This window comes from Alcanivorax hongdengensis A-11-3 (assembly GCF_000300995.1).
GTDB classification, from domain to species: Bacteria; Pseudomonadota; Gammaproteobacteria; order Pseudomonadales; family Alcanivoracaceae; genus Alcanivorax; species Alcanivorax hongdengensis.
This window is the reverse complement of record NZ_AMRJ01000002.1, coordinates 172404-188470: the sequence shown is the minus strand read 5'-3', so window position 1 is coordinate 188470 and position 16067 is coordinate 172404. Positions and strand designations below refer to the sequence as shown.

The 16067-nt window shown below is 61.6% G+C and carries 23 protein-coding genes, 1 tRNA gene and 1 riboswitch; of the genes, 11 read left to right on the top strand and 13 right to left on the bottom strand.

The window, feature by feature from the left end; genetic code table 11:
* Positions 1 to 4: 4 nt before the first annotated feature.
* The 9 genes from A11A3_RS02515 to A11A3_RS02475 form a co-directional block, all read right to left on the bottom strand.
* On the bottom strand, positions 5 to 646 hold the full coding sequence (locus A11A3_RS02515) for an urea amidolyase associated protein UAAP2 (protein WP_008927691.1): 642 nt from the start codon (positions 644 to 646) through the stop codon (positions 5 to 7).
* Positions 647 to 726: 80 nt separating this feature from the next.
* The gene (locus A11A3_RS02510) at positions 727 to 1443 is read right to left on the bottom strand and encodes an urea amidolyase associated protein UAAP1 (protein ID WP_008927690.1); all 717 of its coding nucleotides are present in this window, start codon (positions 1441 to 1443) and stop codon (positions 727 to 729) included.
* A gap of 23 nt (positions 1444 to 1466) precedes the next feature.
* Positions 1467 to 2258 carry an ABC transporter ATP-binding protein gene (locus A11A3_RS02505; RefSeq protein ID WP_008927689.1) on the bottom strand — a complete coding sequence of 264 codons (792 nt, stop codon included), beginning with the start codon at positions 2256 to 2258 and terminating at the stop codon, positions 1467 to 1469.
* A gap of 13 nt (positions 2259 to 2271) precedes the next feature.
* Complete coding sequence (locus tag A11A3_RS02500) at positions 2272 to 3090, bottom strand: ABC transporter permease (RefSeq protein ID WP_008927688.1); 819 nt, start codon at positions 3088 to 3090, stop codon at positions 2272 to 2274.
* A 63-nt stretch (positions 3091 to 3153) separates the two neighbouring features.
* Positions 3154 to 4218: a putative urea ABC transporter substrate-binding protein gene (locus A11A3_RS02495; RefSeq protein WP_008927687.1), complete on the bottom strand. Its 1065-nt coding sequence runs from the start codon at positions 4216 to 4218 to the stop codon at positions 3154 to 3156.
* A gap of 56 nt (positions 4219 to 4274) precedes the next feature.
* A riboswitch (guanidine-I (ykkC/yxkD leader) is annotated at positions 4275 to 4374 on the bottom strand.
* Positions 4375 to 4574: 200 nt separating this feature from the next.
* The gene (locus A11A3_RS02490; RefSeq protein ID WP_008927686.1) at positions 4575 to 5354 is read right to left on the bottom strand and encodes a dienelactone hydrolase family protein; all 780 of its coding nucleotides are present in this window, start codon (positions 5352 to 5354) and stop codon (positions 4575 to 4577) included.
* 39 nt (positions 5355 to 5393) lie between these two features.
* Complete coding sequence (locus A11A3_RS02485; RefSeq protein ID WP_008927685.1) at positions 5394 to 5714, bottom strand: hypothetical protein; 321 nt, start codon at positions 5712 to 5714, stop codon at positions 5394 to 5396.
* A 73-nt stretch (positions 5715 to 5787) separates the two neighbouring features.
* On the bottom strand, positions 5788 to 6153 hold the full coding sequence (locus A11A3_RS02480) for a HopJ type III effector protein (RefSeq protein WP_008927684.1): 366 nt from the start codon (positions 6151 to 6153) through the stop codon (positions 5788 to 5790).
* A gap of 86 nt (positions 6154 to 6239) precedes the next feature.
* A complete protein-coding gene (locus A11A3_RS02475; protein ID WP_008927683.1) occupies positions 6240 to 6635 on the bottom strand; it encodes a hypothetical protein in 396 nt (131 codons plus the stop codon).
* 77 nt (positions 6636 to 6712) lie between these two features.
* Here A11A3_RS02475 and A11A3_RS02470 point away from each other — a divergent pair, with 77 nt between their 5' ends.
* The 8 genes from A11A3_RS02470 (at position 6713) to A11A3_RS02435 (ending at position 11703) form a co-directional block, all read left to right on the top strand.
* On the top strand, positions 6713 to 7042 hold the full coding sequence (locus A11A3_RS02470; protein WP_008927682.1) for a GIY-YIG nuclease family protein: 330 nt from the start codon (positions 6713 to 6715) through the stop codon (positions 7040 to 7042).
* On the top strand, positions 7026 to 7616 hold the full coding sequence (locus A11A3_RS02465; RefSeq protein WP_008927681.1) for a LemA family protein: 591 nt from the start codon (positions 7026 to 7028) through the stop codon (positions 7614 to 7616). Before A11A3_RS02470 ends, A11A3_RS02465 begins: the two co-directional genes overlap by 17 nt.
* The gene (locus A11A3_RS02460) at positions 7616 to 8329 is read left to right on the top strand and encodes a TPM domain-containing protein (RefSeq protein ID WP_008927680.1); all 714 of its coding nucleotides are present in this window, start codon (positions 7616 to 7618) and stop codon (positions 8327 to 8329) included. The genes A11A3_RS02465 and A11A3_RS02460 overlap by 1 nt, the downstream gene beginning before the upstream one ends.
* Positions 8329 to 8940, top strand: coding sequence for a TPM domain-containing protein (locus A11A3_RS02455; protein WP_008927679.1), 612 nt, complete (start codon positions 8329 to 8331; stop codon positions 8938 to 8940). The genes A11A3_RS02460 and A11A3_RS02455 overlap by 1 nt, the downstream gene beginning before the upstream one ends.
* Before the next feature lie 86 nt (positions 8941 to 9026).
* A complete protein-coding gene (locus tag A11A3_RS02450) occupies positions 9027 to 9650 on the top strand; it encodes a c-type cytochrome (protein ID WP_008927678.1) in 624 nt (207 codons plus the stop codon).
* Complete coding sequence (locus A11A3_RS02445; RefSeq protein ID WP_008927677.1) at positions 9647 to 10669, top strand: c-type cytochrome; 1023 nt, start codon at positions 9647 to 9649, stop codon at positions 10667 to 10669. The genes A11A3_RS02450 and A11A3_RS02445 overlap by 4 nt, the downstream gene beginning before the upstream one ends.
* Before the next feature lie 188 nt (positions 10670 to 10857).
* Entirely contained in the window at positions 10858 to 11379 is a 522-nt protein-coding gene (locus A11A3_RS02440) for an outer membrane protein OmpA (RefSeq protein ID WP_008927676.1), read from the top strand.
* Between the two features lie 105 nt (positions 11380 to 11484).
* Positions 11485 to 11703, top strand: a complete 219-nt coding sequence (locus A11A3_RS02435) for a hypothetical protein (protein ID WP_008927675.1) — start codon at positions 11485 to 11487, stop codon at positions 11701 to 11703.
* 208 nt (positions 11704 to 11911) lie between these two features.
* Here A11A3_RS02435 and A11A3_RS02430 read toward each other — a convergent pair.
* Positions 11912 to 11988, bottom strand: a tRNA-Met gene (locus A11A3_RS02430).
* 218 nt (positions 11989 to 12206) lie between these two features.
* Here A11A3_RS02430 and iscR point away from each other — a divergent pair.
* The 3 genes from iscR to A11A3_RS02415 all read left to right on the top strand — a co-directional run bounded on the left by iscR (position 12207) and on the right by A11A3_RS02415 (position 14520).
* The gene (iscR, locus tag A11A3_RS02425) at positions 12207 to 12671 is read left to right on the top strand and encodes a Fe-S cluster assembly transcriptional regulator IscR (RefSeq protein WP_008927674.1); all 465 of its coding nucleotides are present in this window, start codon (positions 12207 to 12209) and stop codon (positions 12669 to 12671) included.
* Between the two features lie 41 nt (positions 12672 to 12712).
* Positions 12713 to 13867, top strand: a complete 1155-nt coding sequence (locus tag A11A3_RS02420) for an IscS subfamily cysteine desulfurase (protein ID WP_008927673.1) — start codon at positions 12713 to 12715, stop codon at positions 13865 to 13867.
* Positions 13868 to 13959: 92 nt separating this feature from the next.
* On the top strand, positions 13960 to 14520 hold the full coding sequence (locus A11A3_RS02415; RefSeq protein WP_008927672.1) for a heme NO-binding domain-containing protein: 561 nt from the start codon (positions 13960 to 13962) through the stop codon (positions 14518 to 14520).
* 20 nt (positions 14521 to 14540) lie between these two features.
* On the opposite strand, the gene A11A3_RS02410 is transcribed toward A11A3_RS02415, so the two are convergent.
* Genes A11A3_RS02410 through A11A3_RS02400 form a run of 3 tightly spaced genes read right to left on the bottom strand, consistent with a single transcriptional unit; the run spans position 14541 to position 16014 of the window.
* Positions 14541 to 15080 (bottom strand): SufE family protein, encoded by a 540-nt coding sequence (locus A11A3_RS02410; protein ID WP_008927671.1) that lies wholly within the window; start codon positions 15078 to 15080, stop codon positions 14541 to 14543.
* Between the two features lie 10 nt (positions 15081 to 15090).
* Positions 15091 to 15651 (bottom strand): putative Fe-S cluster assembly protein SufT, encoded by a 561-nt coding sequence (gene sufT / locus A11A3_RS02405; RefSeq protein WP_008927670.1) that lies wholly within the window; start codon positions 15649 to 15651, stop codon positions 15091 to 15093.
* A 3-nt stretch (positions 15652 to 15654) separates the two neighbouring features.
* Positions 15655 to 16014, bottom strand: coding sequence for a HesB/IscA family protein (locus A11A3_RS02400; RefSeq protein WP_008927669.1), 360 nt, complete (start codon positions 16012 to 16014; stop codon positions 15655 to 15657).
* Positions 16015 to 16067: the final 53 nt, after the last annotated feature.

Sequence of the window (16067 nt, the reverse complement as noted above, 5' to 3'; positions counted from 1 at the left end):
GGGCTCAGTGGTCCCAGATCAGCACTTCGATGGGGGTCGGGTTATAGCCGTTGCAGGGGTTGTTGAGCTGCGGGCAGTTGGAAATCAGGATCACCGTATCCATGCGGGCGGTCAGTTCCACGTATTTGCCCGGGGCGGAGATGCCATCCTCGAAGGTCAGCCCGCCCTCCGCCGTCACCGGCACATTCATGAAGAAATTGATGTTGTGGGTGATATCGCGTTTGCCCAGGTGAAATTCCGGGTGCTGGTTTACGGCCAGCATCCAGCTGTCGCGGCAGGCGTGCATGCAGCGCTTTTCAAGGTCGTAGCGCACGGTGTTGCTTTCCGTGGCACAGGCGCCGCCCAGGGTGTCATGGCGGCCGCAGGTATCGGCGACGATCTCCAGCAGCGGGTTCATGCGATTGCTCATCAGCACGGTGCCGGCGGTGAGATAGACATTGCCCTGTTCACGGATGGTGTCCATGGCACTGTAGCGCTCGGCCGGGTCGGCGGCGCTGTAGAACAGGGTGTCGGCGGCCTGGTTGCCTTCCAGGTCCAGCAGGCGCACGGTCTGGCCCTGGTCAAGGGTGCGGATGAAATAATCCCCGGCGGCCACCACTTCACGGAAGCAGGCCTGTTCCGGCTGTCGGGTGCTTTCTTTGATCATGTCCGTTTCCTTCGTGCTGTAGGAGCGTGCTTGCACGCGAATGGTGGATATTTCGCTTGCAAGCAAGCTCCCACAAAAAATTAAATTCCCAGGTGGTAGAGCCGGTTGTTTTCAAAGGCGCGGCCGTTTTCCGGGAGGAAGGTCTTGCAGTAATCGTCGTCGCGGACCGGCTCGGCTTTCAGCATCTCGATCTGTACCGGCTTCATGGGATAGTCCGCTGCCGGGTTGAGCGGATGCGGGCAGGTGTGCAGGATCACCAGGGTGTCCATTTCAAACCTGAGGGTGACACGGGCACCGGCTTTCGCGGCGCCGGCATCGAACACCAGGTTGCCGTCGTCATCGGCGGCCACCTTGGAAAACAGGTTGAGGTTGGCGGCCAGGTCCCGTTCGCCGAGGCCGTACTTGGCCAGCTCGGTGAGAAAGCTGTGTTCGCCGCTCAACGTCCACTGGTTGTGGCAATCCTGGTAGGAACGCACGGCGTATTTTTGCCGCAGGGTTTTCTCGGTGAGGGTGCCGCAAACGCTGTCATGCCAGCCAAAGTCGTCTTCCACCATGGAGGCAAAGACCCGGCCCATGTCCGAGTACAGGCAGTTGCCGCGGGTCAGCTTGAAGGTGTGCTGGCCCTTCAGGGTGTCCGGGGCGTTATAGCGTTCCAGCAGGTCTTCCGGGTTGTACATCAGCACTGCCAGGTTGGCGCCGCCTTCCAGGTCGGTGAAGCGCAGCTGCATGCCTCGCCGTACCCGCAACGACCAGTGGGCGCTGCCGGGCAGGGTGGTGTGGTAGAGCACATCGGTCATGGTGAACTCCTTGCATGGGCTCGTTAAAGGGTGTCATTGATGGCGCGGCTGGTATTGCCGACGCTCCGGTTGATGCGGGTGAGGGTATTCTTCTCGCAGTTGCCCACCGGCAGGTCATAGGTGATGCGTGCGCCATAGGCGCCGGGGGCCTGCGGGTCCAGCCGTGGCTTGTCGAATACCCACAGCCGGGTGCCCAGGTAGAAGCCTTCGTTAATGTCGTGGGTGATCATGAAGACGGTGAGCTTCTGGCTCTTCCACAATGACAGCACCAGCTGATGCATATCGGCACGGATGCCCGGGTCAAGGGCGCCGAAGGGCTCGTCCAGCAGCAGGATGCGCGGCTTCTTGATCAGTGCCTGGGCCAGGGCCAGTCGTTGCTGCATGCCGCCGGACAGTTCGTGGGGATACTTGTCCATGGCCTGGCCCAGGCCGACGCTGTCGAGCATGGCCCGCGCCTCTTTCTGCAGGGCCTTGCGGGTCTTGCCCACGCAGTGGCCCAGCCAGCGGCTGTTTTGCAGCTCGCCGCCCAGCATCACGTTCTGCAGGGCGGTCAGGTGGCTGAGTACGGAATATCGCTGGAACACGATGCCGCGGCTTTCGTCCGGTTCGGCGGGCAGCGGTGCGCCGTCCAGCAGCATTTCTCCACGGCTGGGTTGTTCGGTACCCAGCAGCAGTTTCAGGAAGGTGGTCTTGCCGCACCCGGAGGCGCCCACCACGGTGACAAATTCGCCTTCTTCCACCCGGGCATTGAGGCGCTCCAGCACCACCTGGTCGCCGTATTCCTTCCACAGGTTTTTCATTTCGATAATCGCCATCGTCACTCCTCCGTTAATGGCCCTGTTGATGGAACCAGGGGTAACGCCAGCGCGAGTAGCGGCTGAGCATGAAGTCGATGGCAAAGGCCAGCAGGGTAATCCACACCACATAGGGCAGAATCACATCCATGGCCAGATAACGCCGTACCAGAAAGATGCGGTAACCCAGCCCTTCGGTGGCGGCGATGGCCTCGGCGGCGATCAGGAACAGCCAGGCCGGGCCCAGCGACAGGCGCACGGCGCCGATCAGCCGTGGCATCAGCTGTGGCCAAACCAGTCGGGTAATGATCTGCCAGCTGTTGGCTCCCAGGGTCTGCATCTTGATGATCTGCTCGCGGGGAATTTCCAGCGCCCGTTGTTGCAGATCGCGAATCAAAAAAGGCGTGATGCCAATGATGATCAGCATCACCTTGGCCAGTTCTCCCAGCCCGAAAATAATGAACAGTACCGGCAGCATGGCCATGGGCGGCACCAGTGACAGGCCGGTGACCAGCGGCGACAGGGTGGCGCGAATGTAGGGAATGGTGCCGTTGGCAATGCCCACCGCCAGCGCCATCAGGGCACTGATGCCCACGCCCATGGCCAGGCGCTGCAGGCTGGCCAGGGTGTCGACCCACAGCAGGTAGTCACCGCTGCGCTTGCTGGGCTCGAAGGCCATGCGCTGAATGGCATCGGCGAAGCTGTTCAGCGCCGGCAGCAACTTGTCGTTGGCATTGGCCGCCAGCCTGGCGTCCGAGGCTATCAGGTAGGCAATGATCAGCAGCACGAAGGGCAGCAGCCCCAGTGCCCACTGGCCCACGCGGCCCGGCTGGCGGTTGATCAGTTTTTTCATGGCGATTTCCGGCAATGCATGAGATGCCAGACGCCCGGAAACGGACGCCTGGCGCGTGCCTGATTACAGGGTCCCGTCGGCGGCCATGGCCATGTAGTCGGGGATAAAGCGCAGCTTCACGTTGCCTTTGTTGCCGTACACGCCGGTGGGTGTTTCGATACCCACAAAGCCGGCATCCGGAGCGCCTTCACCCAGCAGGCCATGCTGGAAGGAGAACTCCGCCACCTTGCCCATGGTGCTCTTGAGCGTGGCGCTGTTGACGAAATCCACCGCCTCGGACGGCTGGTAGAACATGCGGGTGGAGTCGAGCTGGGATTGATAGCCGGCCAGGTCGGTGCCGGAGGCCTTGGCCATGAACTGGCGGGCGGCCTTGCCGGCTGGGGTGTCGGCGGCCATGGTGGCCATGATTTCATACCAGGCACCGGTGAGCGCCTTGCCGAACTTGGGGTTGGTCTTCAGGGTGTCGGAGTTGACCACCATCAGGTCGATGATCTCGCCGGGGATCTGCGAGGAATTGAACACCTCGTGGCTGTTGGGCATTTTTCTGATTTCGCTGAGCAGCGGGTTCCAGGTGGCCACGGCGGTGACATCGTCACTGGCATAGGCGGAGACCATATCCGCATCGGAGGTATTCACCACCGTCAGGTCCTTTTCGCTGAGACCCACGGTATCCAGGGCCCGGGCCAGCAGGTAGTGGGACACGGACAATTCCACCAGGTTGACGTTCTGGCCCTTGATATCGGCCAGCTTGTCCTTGCCTTTGAGCACAATGCCGTCGTTACCGTTGGAGAAATCGCCGACGATCAGGGCGGTGGAGTCCACGCCGCCGGCGGCGGGGATGGTCAGGGCATCCATGTTGGTCATGGTGCAGCCGTCATATTGGCCGGCGGTGTACTGGTTGATGGATTCGATGTAATCGTTGATCTGTACCACATCGATGTCGATGCCGTACTTGTGCGCCCACTTGTCGACGATCTTCTGCTCGGCGCCATAATCCCAGGGCATCCAGCCCACGTAGATGGACCAGCAGACGCTGAATTTATCCTTGGCGAATGCCGATACCGGCATCAGGGCAGTGAACAGGGCCAGTGCGCCGGCGGCGACGGCGGTTTTTGCGGAACGGGTCATGACGGACCTCCTTGGCTACGGACGGTGAGGAATCCAATGACAATGCCGTCATCGTGTCCTCCCGGGCTTTTGTCCCGCCGTGTAACCTTGCTAGAAGGTCGACCGCTCTCGGACCAGGCATCAGCGGTGCTGACCGGAACCCTAGCTGTCTATTGCGTCAGATTGTCGTGAGTGCGTGATGGCAGCGAGGCCATTCGATTCCTCGAAGGAAATCAGAGCAAGAGCGATGCCAACTCCGCTGGAAGGCCGGAATACACGGGCTGGCAAGGGAGCAAGGCGTCTTGCGCGCGCTGCTGTGGGCAGTAGCGTGCGCAAGAGCGGGGCGGGCGCACCAAAACGGTGCCTGCCGGAGAAGGTTAGCGCTTTCTCGGGCCGATAAAGGCAAGCAGGGCCGCCCAGCTGGCCTGATCCGCATGGGCATCGTAGGCCAGCGGCAGGGAAAAGCGCTTGCCCAGTTCGTCCGCCTTGGGGTTGGTGAAGGCGTGCTTGACCCCCGGGAAGCTCAGCAATTGAACGTCCACGCCGGCGTTGAGCATTTCCGCCACAAAGCCGCGTACCTGATCAGCCGGGATGGTCGGGTCATCCTGACCCACGGCGGCCAGAATGCGGGCCTTGATATCACCGGGGCCCGCCGGGTGATCGGTTCCCAGGCTGCCATGGAAGCTGGCGACACCGGCCAGGTCCAGGCCGCGTCGCGCCTGTTGCAGCACAATGCCGCCGCCGAAGCAGTAGCCGATGGCGTAAATCTGTTTGGGATTGACCTGCTGCTGCTTGAGCAACAGTTTACGGGCCGCATCGAAGCGGGCATTCATCAGGTCCGGTTCGGCCATGGCCGCGTCCATGAAGGCCTTGGCGTCCTTGGGGTGCGTGGCGACCTTGCCGTTGCCGTACATGTCCACGGCCAGGCTGACATAGCCTTTTTCCGCCAGCATGCGAGCCCGGCTGCGGGCATAGTCATTCAGGCCCCACCACTCGTGCACCACAATCACCGCCTGGCCGGGGGTGTCATAATCGTCGTTCACATAGAGATAGCCACTGCCCAGATTATCGGGCAGTTTGACCGGGGTTTCAATCACTTCGGCCCGGGCCGAGGCGCACAGCAGCCCCGCCACCAGCCACATCAGCAGCTGTTTCATCACGTGCAGTTCCCTTGATTGTGAATATTGCTTGCGGTGTTACTTGTCCTGCCAGACCCAGCGCAGGGGTTCACCAAAGTCATCATAGATCAAACGGCGGCGCGGGCGTGAGTGCGTCAGTCGCGTTCTGCGTGGTTTGTGCTTGCGGGCGTCAATGGTGGCCGCCACCTCGGAGAGGTCGGTGCGCGCGAGCCGCCGCGGGCCATTGAAAAGGACGGTTTGATGGCCTTTCCCGTTGACCGGGTTGGTGCCACTGGCGCCACTGGGGACCTGCTGGATCTCGCCACCGCGGGACAGGAAGCGTTCCATGTCGCGCTCCAGTTGCTGGCGCTGCTGTTCCTTGCTGCTGAGAACTTTCACGGGACCGGTCTGGGGTTGCGAGTGAACTACTGACCATAACAGGGCTGGCGTGGCCTCGCCAGCCCGCCGGCGGTCAGTTTTTCGGGCTCAGGGCATCGCCGTCGAAGTGGATGCCAGCGTGGCCATGGCGCATGAAGGTGCGAATGTTGGCATGGTCGTCGCCGCCCGGATTGCCCAGCACGTGCTCGCGGAAGAAATGGCCAAAGCAGGCCAGGGTTTGCGCGTCATTGAGCCTGTGCAATTTGGCGAAGGCGAAAATCTTGCACGAGCCCTCATTGGTGCCAGCCTCGTTCACCACCATGTCTTCACCGCTGCCGTTGGTGAAGCGGGTCGGGGTGTAGTGGTAGTTTTCGTCGATGGCGGCCTGAACCTGCTCGAAAGCCACGGCTTCGGGCATCAGTTTGAGGGCAAACAGAAGGGTTTCAACGGAGTTGCTCATGGGAATCCTGTTCCGGTGATGGGGAAAGCAGCCTGCAAGAGGCGCAAAGGGTAGCGTCATCACCGGAACAGGGGAAGGCCGCCGTGTTACTCGCCAGCCGCCGGTAGCGCGGGCGCCATGCGGCGGGCCCCCAGGGGATTACAGTCTTTCAAGACCACCTTGCCCTGCAGCATGTTGCCGCGGGAATACTCGCGGAAAATGCATTCGTTGGTTTCCGGGTCGTAGTCCTCGATCCACAGATTGTCGTCTTTCCAGGTGGCATTGAGATGGTAGTGACCTTCCTCGATAGCGATGCTCATGGTGCCACCAAAGCGTTTCACGAAGACCTGCTGCAGCCAGAAGTAATAGGCGAGGGTGGCCGCCAGCCAGATGATCACCGCGATGATCACCGCGGGTTTCCATTTGCCGGCACGGGCGCCAATACCGACCAGGGTGGCGATCACCAGTACGGCGACCAGGAACCAGTAAAGGTAGGTAACCATATTTTCATCCTTGTTGAGCTTGTTGTCAGAATCGTCTCTGGCATCATAGCAATGATTTCGCGGACAGATGTAAAAGCATGCAACAGTGGTGGGTCTATATGGTGCGTTGTGCGGACCGATCCCTCTATACGGGTATCTGCACCGAGCCGGCACGCCGCTTTCATGAACACAATCACGGCCCGAAAGGGGCGCGCTATACCCGCGTGCGTCGCCCGGTGGTGCCGATTCTGCTGTTGCCGGGGGGCGACCGTTCCACCGCCAGCCAGCTGGAGGCTCGGCTCAAACAGCTAAGCCGGGCCAACAAGGACAAATTGCTGATGGCGCTGCGCGAGGAAAAACGTCGTTCGCCGCTATCGATCTGGATAGAAGACACTGATGGAGAACAAGGTAATGACACTGTGGCGTAGCCTGATTCTGATCACCCTGGCCGGCTGGCTGGCCGGTTGTGGCGTCAACAACATTCCCTCCTATGACGAGCAGGTCAAGGCGGCCTGGTCCCAGGTGGAAAACCAGTACCAGCGCCGGGCGGACCTGATTCCCAACCTGGTCAATACCGTCAAGGGCTATGCCAGCCACGAGAAAGAGGTGCTGGTGGATGTGACCCAGGCCCGCGCCAAGGTGGGCTCCATCCAGGTGGACGGCAACCTGCTCAACAACCCGGAAAAGCTCAAGCAGTTCGAGCAGGCCCAGCGTCAGCTGGGCTCTGCCCTGCAGCGTCTGATGGTAGTGGCCGAGCGCTACCCGGACCTGAAGGCCAACCAGAATTTCCTGGCTCTGCAGTCCCAGCTGGAAGGCACCGAGAACCGTATCAGTGTCGCTCGCCGTGACTACATTGCCGCGGTGCAGAAGTACAACACCGAGATTCGTACTTTCCCCGGGCGAATCTGGCACAGCCTGCTCTACAGTGACATGCCGATCCGCGATACCTACGAAGCCACCAGCGAAGACGCCGACCAGGCGCCGGCCGTGAACTTCAACTGATGCGCTTTTTCAGTCTGTTACTATTGCTGGTCGCGGCGGCCCAGGCCTGGGCCGCCCCCACCTTCCCCGAGCTCAGTGGCCGGGTGGTGGACCAGGCCAAGCTGATGAATGCCAGCCAGCAGCAGGCCCTGTCTGCCAAACTGGCCCGGGCCGAGAAGGGCACCTCCAATCAGCTGGTGGTGGTGACGCTGGCGGATCTGCAAGGTTACGACATTGCTGATTACGGCTACCAGCTGGGCCGCCACTGGGGGATCGGCAGCAAGGAACACGATAACGGCGTGCTGCTGATTGTCGCGCCCAGCGAACGCAAGGTGCGCATCGAGGTGGGCTATGGTCTGGAAGGCACGCTCACCGATGCCCTGTCCAGCGTCATTATCCAGCGGGAAATCCTGCCGGCCTTCAAGCAGGGCCAGTTCTACAACGGCATCGATGCCGGTACCACGGCGATCCTGCAGGCCATCAAGGGTGAATACAAAGGGCGCCAGCCCAGCCATCACAAGGCATCCCCCCTGACCTCACTGATCATCTTTGCCGTGCTGATCGTGGTGACTGTGCTGCTGACGTTTGGTGGCATGGGCGGCGGCCGTGGGGGTCGTGGCGGCATGTTCATGCCCATCGGCGGTGGCGGCTTTGGCGGCGGTGGTTTTGGAGGCGGCGGCTTCGGCGGCGGCGGTGGTGGTTTTGGGGGCGGTGGCGCCTCGGGAGGCTGGTAATGCTGTTGAGTGAACAGGCCTGCAAGCAGGTGGCGCAAGCCATTGCTGAGCAGGAAAAGCGCACCGATGCCGAGCTGGTCACGGTACTGGCCCGGCAGGCGGACGATTATCGCTACGTGACCCTGTTGTGGGCGGCGCTGTTATCACTACTGGTCCCGCTGGTGCTGGCGTTTACCCCGGTGTGGTTGTCTCCGGTAGAGGTGTTGCTGGCCCAGTGGGCCACGCTGATCGTGCTGGCGGTATTGTTCCGGCTGGCGCCGTTGCAGCGCCGGCTGGTACCCCGGCGTCTGCAGCACTGGCGTGCCACCGGGCTGGCCCGGCGTGCCTTTATCGAACAGGGCCTGCACCACACCCGGGGAGCCACCGGCGTGCTGATTTTTGTCAGTGAGGCCGAGCATTATGTGGAAATCCTCGCCGACGCCGGCATTGCCCGCCATGTGGATGACAGCGAGTGGCAGCGCATCGTCGATGCCTTTATCGCCCGCGTAAAAGCCGGCCAGGTGGCCGAAGGGTTTGTGGCCTGCATCCAGGCCTGCGGCGACAAGCTGGCCGAACATGTGCCGGCCACGGAACAGAAAAACGAACTGCCCAATCATCTGGTGATTCTGTAGTCATACCCTTGCTGGTCGCAGGGGTTTGGTTGGTGCTACTGTCATGATCAGGGGTCGCCCCCGCATTCAGGGAGAGGATGCCAATCATGACAAGAATCCCGCTACTGGCCGGCCTGCTGATACTGTCATCGGCGGCGCTGGCTGAAACCGCCGATACGGCGCAATCGCTGGCACAACCCTGTGCCGCCTGCCACGGTCAGAAGGGCCAGGGCGGCATGGGCGCCTACCCACATCTGGCCGGGCTGGGGGAAACCTACCTCAAACGCCAGCTGGATGCCTTCGCCAGCGGCCAGCGCGACAACCCCATCATGAAACCCATGGCCTCCGGTCTTAGTGACGCCCAGCGTGCCACGCTGGCCCGCTATTTCAGCAAACAATCCCCGGCTGCACCCGGCAGCAATCCCCCGGCTGACAATGGCGCCGGTGCCGAGCTGGTGCGCCACGGTCGCTGGCAGGATGACATCCCCGCCTGCGTGCAGTGCCACGGCCCGGATGCCCGAGGGATTGGCAAGGATTTCCCGGGCCTGGCCGGCCAGCCCGCCGGATACCTCCAGGACCAACTGAAAGCCTGGCGCAATGGCAAACGCCAGGGGGACCCCCAGGGGCTCATGAGCGCCGTGGCCAAGCGGCTGGATGATGCGGATCTGGCCGCGGTAGCGGATTATCTGGCGTCGTTGTCAGCGGCTCCTGGCCAGGAGGGGCAACCATGAACAAGTCGCATCCCTTGCTGATCGTGATTGGCGGTTGTGTATTGCTGGGCAGCGTTGCCACCGGACTCGGCTATTGGCTCACCGGTGGCGGCCCGCAGAGTTTCCGCAGTGACATCGTGGTACACAACAGCGATGGCTCGCCGGATAGCCCGCCCCAAGCGTCATCGCCCGAGTCGGCTTCTGCCACGGATAATACCGGCGCAGGCCCGGATGCCGGGCCGCCCCCGCGCAGTGCCATACCGGATAACGAGTTCGGCGCGCTGGTGCGCAAGGGCGAGCAGATTTTTGCCGATCCCGGGCAGTATGCCGGCCAGTACGTGGGTAATGATCTGCGTTGTCAGAGCTGCCACTTTGACGCCGGTCGCTATGACAAGACCGCCCCCATGCGGGCCGCCTGGCCCATGTACCCGGCGTATCGCAGCAAGAACCAGCACGTTAATGATTTTGCCGAACGTCTGCAGGGCTGCTTCACCTATAGCATGAACGGCAAGGCGCCGCCGCGCGGCAGCGATATCCTGCAGGCCCTTGAGGCGTATTCCTTCTGGCTGGCCAAAGGCACCACTGTCGGCGAGAGCCTGCCCAGCAAGGGCTTCCCCGACATCGGCAAGCCCCAGCAGGCCCCCTCCTACGAGCGGGGCCAGGCCGTCTTTCAGGCCAACTGTGCGCTTTGCCATGGTGCCGATGGCCAGGGGCAGCAGGCCGCCGATGGCGGTTATGGTTTTCCGCCCCTGTGGGGCAAGCACTCCTACAATTGGGGCGCCGGCATGCACAAGGTGGAAACCGCCGCTCGCTTTATCAAGGCAGCGATGCCACTGGGGAATCCGGCACTCACCGAGCAACAGGCCTGGGACGTGGCCTTTTTCGTCAACAGCCACGAGCGCCCGCAGGACCCGCGCTTTGACGGCTCGGTGCAAGGCACCGCCAAACAATTCCATCACCATGACTATGCGCGCTATGGGCAAAGCGTGGATGGCCAGGTACTGGGCAGTCAGGCACCGCCCTCCGCGACCGTGCCCTGAGGGGCTGTCACCGGGAATACCCGTGAGGCGCTGCGGCGCCTCTTTTCATGGTCAAGGTGAATGTTTCATGGCGAAGAAGCATGCCGTCGGGCGCCGGAAATTTCCGCCTGTCCCGGTGGCCTGGCACAGGGGAAACCCTGTGCTAGAGTTTGCCCTTCAGGAAATAAACAATACGCAGGGAGCGGATAATGAAGACACGCTGGTATGGCGCACTGATGCTTGGCGCCTTGTCCTTGAGCAGCCCAGGCTGGGCTGAATCCACCGTCTACGGCACCTTCCGGGGTGGCTGGACGGATCTGGACGCGGGATCGGCCCCGTCCGGTTTTGACTCCACCGATTACACCTTTTCCGCCCTCGGCGGCATGGCCTTCCGCGCCTACCCGGAAAGCGCCTCTCTGGGGCTGGAAGGGGGATATGGCAGTCTGGGGCGTTATGCCGACCATGATCTGACGATTACCGCCCTTGAAATGGCCGCCATCGGTACCGTGCATGTGGCCACCGGCACCGACCTGTTCGCCCGCCTGGGGGCATCGCGCTGGCAGGCGGATGTGGATGGTGGCAGCAACGATGACGGCGTGGATGTGCTGTGGGGAGCCGGGTTTATCTACGGGCTGGATGCGCTTCGGTTCCGCGGGGGCTATAACCGTTACGAGCTGGATGACAACCGGGTGGACACCTATACCCTGGGGTTACAGTACACCTTTAAATGAATACCTGGGCTTTCCAACAAAACAGACTCCATGCAGTATCAGGACAGAGCCGTTTTCACACCGGTGAAGACACCCGGTGTTTTCAAGGCGGCACATGGAGGCACTATGAAATTATTTAAAGAAAAAAGCAGTGACGCCAAATTTGACTATGATGCGGTATTGATCAGCGAATCCAGTGATGTGGAGCGGTTGAAGCGCATTGCCCGCAACACCGCCTTCTTTGATCTGGATCTGGGTGAAACTCGCTGGGAAGAGGGTTGCCCCGAACAACATTGCCTGCGCATGCAGCTCAGCCACGATTATTGTTTTGTGATTCGGCCCTGATGGCGAGGGGCTGTCTTTGAAAGCCCCTTCTCGTCTGTAATCCTCTTCATCAAGCCCCTTTGGCCCTTTTCCCTCTCCTGCTTGCGGGAGAGGGGCTGGAGAGAGTGCCTTCCAGAAAAGTGGCAATCGGCAAATCAGCAGGTTGTCGCCGTTTCCCTTCCTGCGAGCAACAAAAAAGGCCTGACGTTTCCGTCAGGCCTTTTCGTATTGGTAGCAAGGGGCGGACTTGAACCGCCGACCCCAGCATTATGAGTGCTGTGCTCTAACCAGCTGAGCTACCTTGCCATTTGAGGCGCGAATTCTCCGCGAGGCGGCTGCGGGTGTCAAGCGCTGGTGGCCATGGCTGGGCAATGTTTGAGCAGTTTGCCCGGCGCCGCTGGCAGGGCGGGGTGGTGGCATGCCGAAGTTGATAATGATTATCGATAACATGCTATAATACTTGACCGATTTGCTCGGGATTACTAGGCTTTGGACTTTGAAATACACGTAAAAAAGGTGTGGATATGCGTCTGACCACCAAGGGCCGTTACGCGGTCACCGCCATGCTCGATCTGGCTCTGCATGCCGAGCGCGGACCGGTGTCGCTGGCGGACATTTCCGAGCGGCAGGGCATCTCCATCTCCTACCTGGAGCAGCTGTTCGCCAAGTTGCGCCGGCGCGAACTGGTCAGCAGTGTGCGCGGGCCCGGCGGTGGCTATCAGCTCAGTCGCACCAGTGACCAGATTGATGTGGCGGCGGTGATTGCCGCGGTGGATGAGTCCGTGGATGCCACCCGCTGTGGGGGGCACGGTGACTGCCAGGAAGGGGATACCTGCCTGACACACCATCTGTGGTGTGATCTGTCCGATCAGATTCAGCAGTTTCTCAGTGGCATTTCCCTGGGTGAGCTGGTGGCCCGCCAGGAAGTGAAGCAGGTGGCCGAGCGCCAGGATCGCCATCAACAACGTTTGTCCGTTAGCAGCCTCTGAAATTGTTGCCCCAGCCCTACGCTTAGCCGAGTTTTCTGATCATGAGTCATGCCGTTTATCTGGATTACGCGGCGACTACCCCGGTGGACCCGGCGGTGGTCGACGTGATGGTCCGCTATCTGGGCCCGGAAGGGACCTTTGCCAACCCCGCTTCGCGCAGCCACCTGTATGGCTGGCTGGCCGAGGAGGCGGTGGAAAACGCCCGCCGGCAGGTGGCCGATGCCCTCAACGCGGATCCCCGGGAAATCGTCTGGACCAGTGGCGCCACCGAGGCCAACAACCTGGCCCTGAAAGGGGTGCTGGAAGCCCGCGGCGGTGGCCATGTGATCACGGCGGCCACTGAGCACAAGGCGGTGCTGGATGCCTGTGGCTGGCTGGAACGCCAGGGCCACCCGGTGACCTACCTGAAACCCGATGCCAGCGGCCGTATCGCGCCGCAAAGCGTGGCCCAGGCGCTGCGTGAGGACACCGTGCTGGTGTCCGTGATGCATGCCAACAACGAAACCGGGGTGATCAACGACATTGCCGCCATTGGCGCCCTGTGCCGTGAGCATGGCGCGCTGTTCCATACCGATGCGGCCCAGAGTGCCGGCAAGCTGGCGCTGGATGTACAGGCGTTGCCGGTGGATCTGGTGTCAGTATGTGCGCACAAGATCTACGGCCCCAAGGGCATCGGCGCGCTCTATGTGCGCCGGACTCCGGGCGTGCAGGTGGCGGCGCAGATCCACGGCGGTGGCCATGAGCGGGGCATGCGTTCGGGCACCCTGGCCAGTCACCAGATTGTTGGTATGGGTGAGGCGTTTGCCCTGGCCATGAGCCGGCGCGACGCGGACAACGAACGAATCGCCGGGTTGCGCGATCGTCTCTGGAGCGGGCTGCAGGCACTGGGCCAGGTGACCCTTAACGGCGAGGGCGCCGAGCGTCTGCCCGGACACCTGAACGTGGCCTTTGCCGGTGTCGATGGCGAGATGCTGCTGACCGCCATGAACCAGGTGGCGGTGTCTTCCGGTTCCGCCTGCACTTCCGCGTCGCTGGAGCCTTCCTACGTACTCAAGGCCATGGGCATTGCCGATGCCCTGGCCCATGGCTCCATCCGTTTTTCCGTGGGCCGTTTCACCCGCGCCGAGGATATCGAACGGGTCATTGCCCATGTTACCGAGACGGTGAACCGGCTTCGCCAAGTGCGGGCCGGCTGATACCTTCCTGACGGCAGTATTTCACCGGTGGACGGTGCCTGTTACGCCGTTTTCCATTGTTATCCTGTAAGAGTAACAATGGGGGATGTGGTATGCATGGTGTGATTCTGTCCAATCTCAAGCACTACGTGGTGGAAAAACATGGCAGTGAGGCCTGGCAGGCAATTCGCCAGCGGGCGGACCTGGCGGGCCGGGCCTATGTGCCGATCCGCATTTATCCGGACCGGGAGCTGGATGCGTTGCTGGAGGCCGCCGTCTCGCTCACCGGTGCGACCCGGGATGCCATTCTGGAAGACTTTGGTGAGTGGGTGATCCCGCCGCTGATTCGCATGTACAAGGCCATGATTCCTACCGAATGGGATGCGGTGACCTTTCTGCTCAACATGGAAGAGCGCATCCATCAGCGGGTGATCCGCATGAAAGACCCGGAGGCTAAACCCCCGCGCATCGATGTGACGGAGCTGGCGCCGGGGCGCCTGGAAGTCAGCTACAAATCCCACCGCAACATGAGTGCTCTGGCGATTGGCTGTGTGCGCGGCGTGGCCGCCTATTATGGCGAATCGGTGTCGTTGCTGGAGGAGGGGCGGGAAGAGAGTGGCCAGCGCCGTTTTGTGGTGCAGATCGGGGCGCCGGCCCGGCGTGCGGTGGTCTAGGGCCTGCCAGGCGCAGGGGCTCAGGCCGCCAGCTGTCCGGCCTGCTGCTTGATCTTGGCGACCATGGCACGCAGGCCGTTGCCCCGGGTCGGGCTCAGGTGGCCCAGCAGGTCGATCCTGTCGAAGAAAGCATCCATGTCGTAGTCGCGCACCGCCTGCGGGCTCTGGCGATTAAGAGCTGACAGTACAATGGCGGCCAGGCCCTTGACGATCAGGGCATCGGAGTCCACCGCCAGGTAGAGGGTGTCGGCCTCGCTGTCGTAATCGGTTTCCAGCCATACCTGGCTCTGGCAGCCACGCACGAAGCGGTCTTCGGTTTTCAGCGTGTCGGGCAGGCCTGGCAGCTGTTTGCCCAGGTCGATGATATAGCGGTAGCGTTCTTCCCAGTCATCCAGGAATTCCAGGTCCTCGGCAATGTCCTCGGCGGTTACATCCTGGCCAAGCTTGATGCTGTGAATGTCGAATTGCACGTCATTGAACTCCGTGGTCGCACGTTGGATGTCGGACGCAAAACAAAAGAAGGGAATCGGCCGTTGGGCCTGGTGTCGGACGTCCGACATCAGACGTTCATTAAAACAATCCCAGTTCCAGCTGCGCTTCCTCGCTGATCATGTCCCGGCTCCAGGGCGGATCGAACACCAGCGCCACTTCCACCTTGTCCACATTGGGCACCTTGGCCAACCGGTCTTCCACATCGCCGACCAGTACCGGACCCATACCACAGTTGGGGGCGGTGAGCGTCATGCGAATCTGCACCACGTTTTGCCCGTCACGGTGAATCACGTCGCAGCCATAGACCAACCCCAGTTCCTTGATGCTGACCGGAATCTCCGGGTCGAAGATGGTTTGCAGGGTGCTTTCCAGGTCTTCCTGGCGGACGGTGCCGTCTTCGTTGGCCGGTGCGAAATCCAGCTCCAGCGGCTGCTGACCAATGGCATCCGCGTCGGTGCCGTCAATGCGTGCCATGTTGCCGTTGATGGTCACCGTGTAGGTGCCGCCCAGGGCCTGGCGCAAATTGACGAAACTGTTCTTGGGAATGGTAATGCGGGTACCGTCCGGCACCTTGCGGGCCGGCACATCACGCTGAACGACAACGGTGCGCTGTTCCTGGGGCTTGGTGGTCTCAAACAAGGCTCAGACCTCGTTGACAGTAAAGCTTTCGCCGCAGCCGCATTCGCCGGTGGCGTTGGGGTTACGGAACTTGAACAGGCTGTTGACGCCCTCGGTGACGTAGTCGATCACCAGACCATTGAGCATGGGCAGCCATTTTTCCGGGACATACAGGTTCACACCGTCGATGACAAACAGCTTGTCGCCGTCTTTTGCGTCGTCCACGAAATCCAGTACGTACATGAAGCCGGAGCAACCGGATTCGTCCAGATCCAGACGGATGCCGGCGGCATTGGCGCGGGCGATTTCCCGCAGGGCCTGTTTGTTGGCGGCCTCAGTCAGATGCAGGGTGATCTGGCCGGGCTGGAATGTCTGAACTGTCATGGTGATACCTACCTTGCGCAATGCATGGTTGAACTGTCCCCGGAGCCGTCGCG

What these genes read in the sequence shown, in the direction of transcription:
- A11A3_RS02440 (WP_008927676.1), top strand. Translation starts at nt 10,858, where the DNA reads ATGAAGACACGCTGGTATGGCGCACTGATGCTTGGCGCCTTGTCCTTG.
- A11A3_RS02420 (WP_008927673.1), top strand. Translation starts at nt 12,713, where the DNA reads ATGAGTCATGCCGTTTATCTGGATTACGCGGCGACTACCCCGGTGGAC.
- A11A3_RS02435 (WP_008927675.1), top strand. Translation starts at nt 11,485, where the DNA reads ATGAAATTATTTAAAGAAAAAAGCAGTGACGCCAAATTTGACTATGAT.
- iscR (WP_008927674.1), top strand. Translation starts at nt 12,207, where the DNA reads ATGCGTCTGACCACCAAGGGCCGTTACGCGGTCACCGCCATGCTCGAT.
- A11A3_RS02515 (WP_008927691.1), bottom strand. Translation starts at nt 646, where the DNA reads ATGATCAAAGAAAGCACCCGACAGCCGGAACAGGCCTGCTTCCGTGAA.
- A11A3_RS02505 (WP_008927689.1), bottom strand. Translation starts at nt 2,258, where the DNA reads ATGGCGATTATCGAAATGAAAAACCTGTGGAAGGAATACGGCGACCAG.
- A11A3_RS02410 (WP_008927671.1), bottom strand. Translation starts at nt 15,080, where the DNA reads ATGTCGGACGTCCGACACCAGGCCCAACGGCCGATTCCCTTCTTTTGT.
- A11A3_RS02480 (WP_008927684.1), bottom strand. Translation starts at nt 6,153, where the DNA reads ATGAGCAACTCCGTTGAAACCCTTCTGTTTGCCCTCAAACTGATGCCC.
- A11A3_RS02460 (WP_008927680.1), top strand. Translation starts at nt 7,616, where the DNA reads ATGCGCTTTTTCAGTCTGTTACTATTGCTGGTCGCGGCGGCCCAGGCC.
- A11A3_RS02415 (WP_008927672.1), top strand. Translation starts at nt 13,960, where the DNA reads ATGCATGGTGTGATTCTGTCCAATCTCAAGCACTACGTGGTGGAAAAA.
- A11A3_RS02510 (WP_008927690.1), bottom strand. Translation starts at nt 1,443, where the DNA reads ATGACCGATGTGCTCTACCACACCACCCTGCCCGGCAGCGCCCACTGG.
- A11A3_RS02470 (WP_008927682.1), top strand. Translation starts at nt 6,713, where the DNA reads ATGCAACAGTGGTGGGTCTATATGGTGCGTTGTGCGGACCGATCCCTC.
- A11A3_RS02490 (WP_008927686.1), bottom strand. Translation starts at nt 5,354, where the DNA reads ATGAAACAGCTGCTGATGTGGCTGGTGGCGGGGCTGCTGTGCGCCTCG.
- A11A3_RS02400 (WP_008927669.1), bottom strand. Translation starts at nt 16,014, where the DNA reads ATGACAGTTCAGACATTCCAGCCCGGCCAGATCACCCTGCATCTGACT.
- A11A3_RS02495 (WP_008927687.1), bottom strand. Translation starts at nt 4,218, where the DNA reads ATGACCCGTTCCGCAAAAACCGCCGTCGCCGCCGGCGCACTGGCCCTG.
- A11A3_RS02475 (WP_008927683.1), bottom strand. Translation starts at nt 6,635, where the DNA reads ATGGTTACCTACCTTTACTGGTTCCTGGTCGCCGTACTGGTGATCGCC.
- A11A3_RS02455 (WP_008927679.1), top strand. Translation starts at nt 8,329, where the DNA reads ATGCTGTTGAGTGAACAGGCCTGCAAGCAGGTGGCGCAAGCCATTGCT.
- A11A3_RS02465 (WP_008927681.1), top strand. Translation starts at nt 7,026, where the DNA reads ATGACACTGTGGCGTAGCCTGATTCTGATCACCCTGGCCGGCTGGCTG.
- A11A3_RS02445 (WP_008927677.1), top strand. Translation starts at nt 9,647, where the DNA reads ATGAACAAGTCGCATCCCTTGCTGATCGTGATTGGCGGTTGTGTATTG.
- A11A3_RS02450 (WP_008927678.1), top strand. Translation starts at nt 9,027, where the DNA reads ATGACAAGAATCCCGCTACTGGCCGGCCTGCTGATACTGTCATCGGCG.
- A11A3_RS02500 (WP_008927688.1), bottom strand. Translation starts at nt 3,090, where the DNA reads ATGAAAAAACTGATCAACCGCCAGCCGGGCCGCGTGGGCCAGTGGGCA.